Origin of the sequence: Daejeonella sp. H1SJ63, from assembly GCF_029360775.1 — a bacterium.
Lineage (GTDB): Bacteria > Bacteroidota > Bacteroidia > Sphingobacteriales > Sphingobacteriaceae > Daejeonella.
In genome coordinates this window covers 74,606-82,877 of the sequence record NZ_JARKMZ010000037.1, presented here as the reverse complement: position 1 = coordinate 82,877, position 8,272 = coordinate 74,606, and the positions used below count along the sequence as shown (strand labels likewise).

Annotated in this window: 7 protein-coding genes; 2 read left to right on the top strand and 5 right to left on the bottom strand. The window is 37.9% G+C overall.

Annotation, left to right across the window (positions count from 1 at the left end; genetic code table 11):
• Positions 1-127 precede the first annotated feature (127 nt).
• The 3 genes from P2W72_RS13640 to P2W72_RS13630 all read right to left on the bottom strand — a co-directional run bounded on the left by P2W72_RS13640 (position 128) and on the right by P2W72_RS13630 (position 2,487).
• Entirely contained in the window at positions 128-436 is a 309-nt protein-coding gene (locus P2W72_RS13640; protein WP_276363549.1) for a helix-turn-helix domain-containing protein, read from the bottom strand.
• An 84-nt stretch (positions 437-520) separates the two neighbouring features.
• Positions 521-1,147, bottom strand: coding sequence for a hypothetical protein (locus tag P2W72_RS13635; protein WP_276363546.1), 627 nt, complete (start codon positions 1,145-1,147; stop codon positions 521-523).
• Positions 1,144-2,487, bottom strand: a complete 1,344-nt coding sequence (locus P2W72_RS13630) for a site-specific integrase (RefSeq protein ID WP_276363544.1) — start codon at positions 2,485-2,487, stop codon at positions 1,144-1,146. Before P2W72_RS13630 ends, P2W72_RS13635 begins: the two co-directional genes overlap by 4 nt.
• Before the next feature lie 940 nt (positions 2,488-3,427).
• Here P2W72_RS13630 and P2W72_RS13625 point away from each other — a divergent pair.
• Complete coding sequence (locus P2W72_RS13625; protein ID WP_276363541.1) at positions 3,428-4,552, top strand: Fic family protein; 1,125 nt, start codon at positions 3,428-3,430, stop codon at positions 4,550-4,552.
• A 366-nt stretch (positions 4,553-4,918) separates the two neighbouring features.
• On the opposite strand, the gene P2W72_RS13620 is transcribed toward P2W72_RS13625, so the two are convergent.
• Both P2W72_RS13620 and P2W72_RS13615 read right to left on the bottom strand, forming a co-directional pair.
• Positions 4,919-5,602, bottom strand: a complete 684-nt coding sequence (locus tag P2W72_RS13620) for a hypothetical protein (protein ID WP_276363539.1) — start codon at positions 5,600-5,602, stop codon at positions 4,919-4,921.
• Between the two features lie 464 nt (positions 5,603-6,066).
• A complete protein-coding gene (locus P2W72_RS13615; RefSeq protein WP_276363536.1) occupies positions 6,067-7,287 on the bottom strand; it encodes a right-handed parallel beta-helix repeat-containing protein in 1,221 nt (406 codons plus the stop codon).
• 475 nt (positions 7,288-7,762) lie between these two features.
• Here P2W72_RS13615 and P2W72_RS13610 point away from each other — a divergent pair, with 475 nt between their 5' ends.
• Positions 7,763-8,194 (top strand): hypothetical protein, encoded by a 432-nt coding sequence (locus P2W72_RS13610; protein WP_276363534.1) that lies wholly within the window; start codon positions 7,763-7,765, stop codon positions 8,192-8,194.
• Positions 8,195-8,272 lie beyond the last annotated feature (78 nt).

The window sequence follows — 8,272 nt, the reverse complement described above, 5'->3', positions numbered from 1 at the left end:
CTTGTACGCCCATTCTGGGTGGCTCACTTTGAGCAGATTGGCGGCTCACTTTCACGCAGATTTTTCAATCAACCATGATTCAATAGCGAAATGATTACCATGTCTAGAAACTATATTCAAGACCTGATTAAATATTTTTTTTTCGTTTATTGGATTTGGTTGCTGCTAGAGCTTCATCTATTTCCGATTTAATGAAATAAACCGTTCTACCAGTTTGATAATAAGGGAAAACTCCTCTCTTCTTGTAAGCGTGAATAGTAGCTTTGGTGCATTTTAAATAATCGGCCAGCTCGCTGATAGTAAATCGCTCATTTTCTTCGATTCTTGGCTCTGTGCTATTGAGAAAGGCTTTTTCCTGAAAGAAATTTTCAAGCTCTTGTCTGAATAATTGTTTAACCTCGGGTGTGGTTAGGGAAGTTAGAAATACATTTTCCATTGTGTTAAAATTTAATTCAACACAAAAGAATATAATAATTAAGGCTGGTCTGACTAATGGTAACCATGTGGCATTACCACAAGTTTAGTCTAACTCATCGATATTATTAATTATCGCTTTTTGTATTTTGGGAAAGTCACTCAGTGAGTCATGTATTTTGAGTAATTGCGCTTTCGTGCCTATTTTTCCTTTGGCCTTGTCTATTCGAGAGTAGGACTTTGCGATATTGGTTTTATCTACCAAATGTTGATATTTTTCTCCCACCTGTTTTGGGATAATATAATTCTCTTCTTTACCATAAACTAGATACCAGTGTCTCAATGCAATTTCAAACGCTGAGAGTTCTCCTTTTGATTTTAGCTTTTGAATTTCTTTTCTTTTACTTCGATTTTCGAGTCTGATATTACATTCTTCAACAATCCCATCAAGCATTGCTATAAATTTGTCAATGTTTTTAACTGCCATTTCCTTCTGGCTGGTCACCTTGAAACCTAAAGTTGGTTTAACTAGTTTCCAATTCTTCAATTTGATTTTTAATTCCCTAGCAGGCATTAATATGTCGTAAAGTTCCTCGTCACTTAAATCGGGGTCACTTAAAGCATTGAAAAATTCTTTTGTCTGATTATGATACAATTCATAATTCGTTTTGTTGACATCCTTTTCGAACTGTATTTTATCTTGTATGTACTCAGAACTTGACTTCTCTTTCATAATCCTAACTTAACAATCATTTCTCCTAATAGCATTGCCTTATCCTGACTGGTGGCACGAATATATTTTAAAAAGCTACTTTCAGACTTATGGCCAGTGGCACTCATTATGAGCATCGGAGGCACACCGGCATTAAACATATTTGTAGCATAGCTTCTTCTACAACAATGCGAAGAAATTAAACGGTGCAGAGGCACTTTATAGGTGGTCTGCTTATTACCTTTTGTGCTCTTAATTTCTGTTAATTCTGTTAATCCAGCTAACTCAGCGACGTATTTTATATAAAGATTGAATTTTTGATTTGAAATGGTCGGTAATCCTGTTTTGTATTTCTCAAGAACAGGGTGCAGTTTTGTACTTATGGGAATCACAACCTTAGTGCCGGTTTTAACCTGCTTTAATTTGATGAATTTTTCATCAATGCTATGTATGTCAAGTTTGCTAAAATCGCTAAACCTCAAGCCTGTATTTGCCCCAATCAAGAATAAATCTCTTACCTTATCTAGCGTTCTGTAACTTACATTCTCTTTTATGTCACCTCTGTCTATTTTAATTGTACGTGAATAGTCTGAAAGGTCTAAATCTGAAAGTTTCTGCAGTTGGTTTAAGTTAAGATAAATGGTATCCGCTTCGTAACTTGGTAAAATGAAATCCGCAGAATTAAAAGCATCAGACTTGCTTTCTTTCATTACCGTTTTGATGTCTTTAACGTAGCCGGCGAAGGTTGAAATTTCTTTTTCCTCAATATCAAAGCAAAAGGTCTTAAATTTTTGATAAAATTCTTTGTTCACCTGATGGAGCTCGAGGTCTTTAATTCTATAATGCTTGAAACATCGTTTAACCGCAGCTAATGATGTGCGATAGTTTTTTATTGAGTTGAAAGTGAATTTCTGGCCTGCTTTGCTAGGAGTATTCAATAATCTAGTCCCGTTTTCTGTATCATCAATAATTTTCTTGAACAAGGCAAGAAAGGTTAAGGTGCTTTCCTTAGTTTCTATTGAGTCAGGTTCTATTTTTTCTGGCTTTGGCTTAAATACGTTGTTTAATTGATTGCGTACGTGCTCGGCGTTTAATTCTTCCGGTTTGGCCTCTGCAACAATTGTAGCAATCCTAGCCGCCATTTTTAAAAGAATTGTGTTCTTAGCGGCTGCATCAGGTGCGTTGCTTTTAATTGGTTTTATGGTACTGCTCGAATTACAATTTATTTGGAAGTCATTTACTCTAACTCTTATTCCAGTGTAGTACTTAAAACGCTTTTTATTAATAGAGGAGAACATGTTGATAGCTTGTTCACCGTTTGGGCTGGGCTTAGGTTCTAGGTAAAATTTGGCTTTATTCATTTGTACGCAAATGGTAAATATTGGCTAATTTGCGTACACTTTTTTGATAATCCTAATTTATTTTAATTTACTCATTTTTATATAATATGCCTATATGATGCTGAAAAGCACATTTTTGTTAAGTTAGGTTAAGTTGGCTTTATTTTGATAATCGTATATTTGTACACCGGCGCTGGGTACTAAGCCTGATACGAAAGTGTCAGGCTTAGTTGTTTTGGTAGATATAGTAACGGAGTCTAAGACTCCTGCGTATTTGATAATCCGAGTCCCGCTGCGCTTAAGACTACGGACGGGAGTAACAGGAAGAATATTCTGATCCTGCTTAAATCATATTTTTTTACGATTGTTTATTTTACCAAGGAGATAATGAAGAACTAATGCTATGGCAGTCCAGTATAAAGCAAATGCAAGCACCAAAAGCGGAGGGGGCGGATCTGGCAGTTCAAATAAAGGCGACAAGGGTCCAATCAAAATAAATTTGATTGGGTAAAAATTATAGATAAGGTACTCTTCCAGGCTATTGGTGATCCAATTCCAGGGAAAGCCTCTCCGTTTACAGGAAAGAGTCTAACTTCGGATCCTAAAAATGAATTAGAGAGGAATTGAAATACAAACCCTGAGGCGAGGAAGAGAATAACGAATCTTGCTCTTGAAATTCTCATTTTATTTTGGTTTTGTGATTGGTAAAAGTACTTTGTAATTCAAAGTTAAATAAGTCACTTTGCTTTTCAAAGTATTTTAAGAAAATTATTGATTAGTCTTTTCCCCGGACTCTACCATCAGACTCCTGTGTATTTGATTGTTCTACCGTCTAAAATCCTGTTAACCGTAGATATCCTATTTTTTACCTTAAGAAGCTTCATGAATCATTGTTTTACCGTCAAAATTCTTATAAACGGTAAATATTTGATTTTTTACCGTCAGTTTGTTATGTTTGTATATGCAAGAAAGTTATAAAGTAAACCCTGATAGGACTAAGCCATGGAATGATATGCCAGAACTTCCAATTGCGGAGGAGCTTTATAAAGACATAGATATTTTTGAGCAATTGGTCTTAGCCAGAGCATCATTGGCTAGATTACAAGGGAGAAGTATAGCTATCCCCAACCAGGGATTACTAATTAATACCATAAGTTTACAAGAGGCGAAGGCTTCGAGTGCAATAGAGAATATTTTTACTACAGACGATGAACTTTATAAAGCTTATAGTGATCAGAAATATCAAATGCCACAAGGTGCTTCAAAAGAAGTTCTGAGATACCGAGAAGCACTATGGGCAGGTTATCATTATCTATCAAAACTCCCTGGATTTGATCAAAACTATTTCATCAATATCTATCAGGAAATTAATCAGGTAAGTGATGGAATAAGACCTGCGTTTTTAAATACAGTAATTAAGCAAGGAGGGTCAGGTTTGAATGCAGGAACGATTGTTTATACACCTCCAAGAGGAATTGGAATAGTAGAACAGAAACTTCAGAACCTGATTCAATTTCTAAATAATGCCGATGATAAAACAGATCCATTAATTAAAATGGCTATCGGACACTTTCAGTTTGAAGCTATTCACCCTTTTCGTGATGGCAACGGAAGAACAGGTAGAATATTCAATATTCATTATCTTACTAAAATGGGCTTACTGGATTATCCTATATTGTTTTTAAGTCGTTATATTATTGAACATAAAGATGATTATTATAATCTGTTAGGTGGTGTTTCACAAAGAGGTAGTTGGAAAGAATGGATATTATATATTTTAAAAGCAATAGAAGTTACTTCCAATATTACCTATGATAAAATCAATGATATTCTGGCAACGAAAGAAGCCATAATGGAGGAGGTAGTGAAGCATAAGGATATCAGGAGGCCTGATCGATTAGTTGATCTGATTTTTACACAACCATTTACTAAAGTAAAACATCTTGAAGATGCTAAATTATATGCTGAAAAAACAGCGAGAAACTACTTGAACAAATTAACTGAGCTGGGGATTTTGGAGCGAAGATCTATAGAAGGAGGACATTATTATTTAAATCTTGAGCTCTATAGGATATTATCCGAATAGTAGGAGTGACGTCACATACAAAAATAGAAGCACTACTGACAGTTGTGGAGATATAGAAACGGAGTCAAAGACTCCTGTTTATTGAATAATCCGTAGTCCCGCTGCGCTTAAGACTACGGACAGTAGGGAAAGTATCGGGCCTGGTTGTTTTGTAGATATAGGAACGGAGTCTAATACTCCCGTTTATTGGATAATCCGTTTCAAGCTTTGCTCAAGATTACGGACAGTTGAGGGATTGGTAAATAGTGAATACAACCTGGCTGAATAGATCAATACCTTTGCACTTTCCGATAATGTACTATCTTTTGACGAATATAACGCGTCCACGGTTGGCCGGCCTTTCTTACTTTAATGTGTTGGCCACAATCATTTAAAAGGCCAGGGAGACATCCAAAAGTTATCGAAATCCAGGTTATAGCTACGGGTGATGGTATCTCTTGAACTCATAGGTTCAAGTTCGTAATATTTGTTTTTTGCACCGCTAAAAAGAGGAAACTTAAAGCTCACATCATGTTTCCGGTTCGGTATAAAACGCAAGAGCAGTATTGTATCCCCGCTGCTCTTAGTCAAACTATGTGAGACATACTCTTTTAAGCTTCCGCCTGCCAGTCCCGTGGAAACCCTGAGGGGAGCGTTGGGTAAATTCTTATAGATAATTCGTGCCTTCAATATCCCGGTCTCGTAAACCGGGATATCCTTAGAATTTGCCTTCCCTAATTTGATGTTCTCGTAGGAAGTAAAGTAGTAATATTTTTTGTCGATTTCAAAGGTCCAGCGATAGTCAGCTTTCAGCGTATCTGGAGTTTTTAAAATCAGCTTAAACTTTCCCTGGTCATCGGTATAGACAGAATCCAGCCTCTTTTTATCAGCCCCTTCAATTTTAACGGCAATTATTTTGGAGCCCTTAATCCCCTGCATGCTATTCCCTTCATACACCTTCCCGCTAATGATCGTTTCAAAAACAGTGGGGACCGGGATCCCTTTATCTTTACGACATGAAATAATAGTTGCTATAACTAACATCCAGCATAGTAGCGTAGAGATTTTCATAAGGCATGAGTTGATAGATAAATAAATAATCCCCGAAGCAGAGCTTCGAGGAATTCTTTTGATTAAAGTTACATTTTTTTTGGGGAGGCAAGTATCAAATATCAAGACTTCGCTCGCTTTACTTCTGCACGTTAGTGCGATGCAATTTTCCGTATTGCGACGTTAGCAACTGTATGGAATTACCCTGAACGGTCACTGAGAATACATAATCATCCTCACTTAGAGTCGGGATCGGACGTTTGATCCCGAAGGCCTCAACAAGTTCCAGGACAGCATTCGAATGTGCAACGATCAATACAGATCCAGCTTTATGTTGTCTAAGCACCGATGCAGCCAGAGCCCCTACTGTCCGTACAGTTTTAGCGAAGCGCTCTACGGATTATCCAATGATGAGGAGTCTCCTGACTCCTTAAATGAATTTAATACTCTGCCTTCTAAAACCATTTAACCAAAGTATCCTGAACCTACTTCCTTATCAAATTATCTTTCACCATAACATCCTTCGCCCCTTCCAAATCAATCGCTTTTTTACCATCCTGAGCACCCTGGTTCAGCTCAGTCATCATATTGCCGCTAACAAGAATGCCGCTGCTTGTTTCGTCGGCTTTAACGGCCTCTGTGGTAAGCTTGCCAAAGAAATTACCCGAGATAGTGATATCAGTAGCACTCTTTAAGATTACACCGGAACCTACATCAAATGTAAAAGGGTTTTTCTCATTACGGGCACCCAGCTTTCCACGACTATTGCTAAAGTTATTTCCGCTGATTGTGATGCCTCCGGTACCGGGCCCGGCGAGAATGGAAAAATTATGAACCAGGGTAAAGGTATTTGATGAGACTGCACATCCCCATGCATTGTTCAACTCGATACCGCCACCTAAATGATGTGCAATAACATTGGAACTGATGGTGATGCCATAACAAAAACGGTTGGCAGGAGTAGTGGGTGCCGTCAGGATAATGGCAGTCCCCTGACACTCCTCGATCATATTACTCGAAATAATGGAGCCGTAGGTGTTTTCTACTACAATACCGTGCCGCAGATGATCATCAATATTATTACCTGTCATGGTCAGGTTAAAGCCATCCTTAATCCGCAGTGCATCCTGGTTCTCTTCAAACTGGTTTCCACTAACAACGATATCATGCCCTCCGTCAATGTTTATGCCTGCTTTGGAATTATAGTTCAGGTTAGAATTTGCAATCCTTGGGTTTTCTGTGCAATCTTTCATGTTAATTCCATGGCCTCCGTTATGATCGATCGTCATATCAGTAATCATTAACTCCTGCACCTTTTCCATGTAAATGCCATCACCGCTCTTAGGGTTACCACTTATGCGAAAACCACTTAACTCAAGCCTGAACAATTGGCCCTTGCCCGAGCCGACAATAATAGCCGGCTCCCCTGAAGTGTTTTTATTGATCAGATGTGTTGAGCCACCTGAGCCCTGGAGGCGGGTATTCTCTGTCTTAAGCAAGATTGGCTTTGTGATCTCAAAGTTTCCCGGAGGAATATTGACAATGCCGCCACTGGCCGGGAGAGCATCCACAGCCTGTTGCAGCGTATTATACTTAGATGCATCAATGCTTAAAGCTGCGCTTTGCGCCAAAACAGAACTGACTATAATATTAAAAAATAATGTCAGAAGCGTATTTCTGAAAAAAGAGTATGGTTTGTTTTTCATCTGTTTATTTTTCTTGTTTTTAATCCCGCACGTACGGGATGGAGCCTTTGATGATTAAACCCCGTAGGGCTCATGACCACAAAAACAAAAGCTAAAAACCAGGACATTGCCTTGTGTGCTTAATGATTATTTTAATCATGTTGGGTTTATATCATAATAATAATCAATTAATTAAGGTTGGCAAAATGAATGTTTCGGTTTTTAGAACCAGCTGTCCGTAGTCTTAAGCGCAGCGTGACTACGGACAGCTGGAGTTCATATATAAAATAACGAATAGACTCTAATTCGCACCAGTTTGTGGTCCCGGATGATCATAACTTAATACTTCACTTAGATTATTCTAAATAATGTTTGTATATATTATCCATCCAATATGCTGCTCAAAGCTTTTTGTGTAAAAAATTGACTGCAATACTTTAAAATATGACCGCTTCTTTTGGGAAGTTAAATTCAGTTTGTATTTTCACCGCCAAGGATGTTTAATAGGAGCAATCAGTTAATAACAAATAAACAAGTTCATCTTCTGCCGGGTACGCTGCTGAAATATGCTTTGTTTGCAGTTTTTGCTCTGTTTTATATTCTGGCACCCTATTATGTCCCTTCAGGTTCTTACGACGACACCACATGGACAAATAGTAGTATTTCCAATAATCAGACTGATTCTTCCTCAAAAACAGTCTTCAGTTCCTTTCATTTTCCGGTAGCGGGATCGAATTCAGTCAGCTTCATAAAGGAAGACAGGACAGACGACGAAAGCCGGCTTTGCTGGGTGTATTTTTCAGGATTTAAGTTTCTTGAATCCTGCCTTCAATTACTTTATGTACCGATACAGGATCTGATTCAAAGCCGGCATCCGGTACCTTTATTTGTGCTTTATCATTCCTGGAAAAGTTTTCTTCTGAGTTAATAGTTTAATTTCTTACGAACGCCGTACAGGATTTTCTGTGGGGCTGATCTTTTTTGCGTTCACGATTATTCGCGAACC

What these genes read in the sequence shown, in the direction of transcription:
- P2W72_RS13630 (WP_276363544.1), bottom strand. Translation starts at nt 2,487, where the DNA reads ATGAATAAAGCCAAATTTTACCTAGAACCTAAGCCCAGCCCAAACGGT.
- P2W72_RS13640 (WP_276363549.1), bottom strand. Translation starts at nt 436, where the DNA reads ATGGAAAATGTATTTCTAACTTCCCTAACCACACCCGAGGTTAAACAA.
- P2W72_RS13635 (WP_276363546.1), bottom strand. Translation starts at nt 1,147, where the DNA reads ATGAAAGAGAAGTCAAGTTCTGAGTACATACAAGATAAAATACAGTTC.
- P2W72_RS13620 (WP_276363539.1), bottom strand. Translation starts at nt 5,602, where the DNA reads ATGAAAATCTCTACGCTACTATGCTGGATGTTAGTTATAGCAACTATT.
- P2W72_RS13610 (WP_276363534.1), top strand. Translation starts at nt 7,763, where the DNA reads ATGTTTAATAGGAGCAATCAGTTAATAACAAATAAACAAGTTCATCTT.
- P2W72_RS13625 (WP_276363541.1), top strand. Translation starts at nt 3,428, where the DNA reads ATGCAAGAAAGTTATAAAGTAAACCCTGATAGGACTAAGCCATGGAAT.
- P2W72_RS13615 (WP_276363536.1), bottom strand. Translation starts at nt 7,287, where the DNA reads ATGAAAAACAAACCATACTCTTTTTTCAGAAATACGCTTCTGACATTA.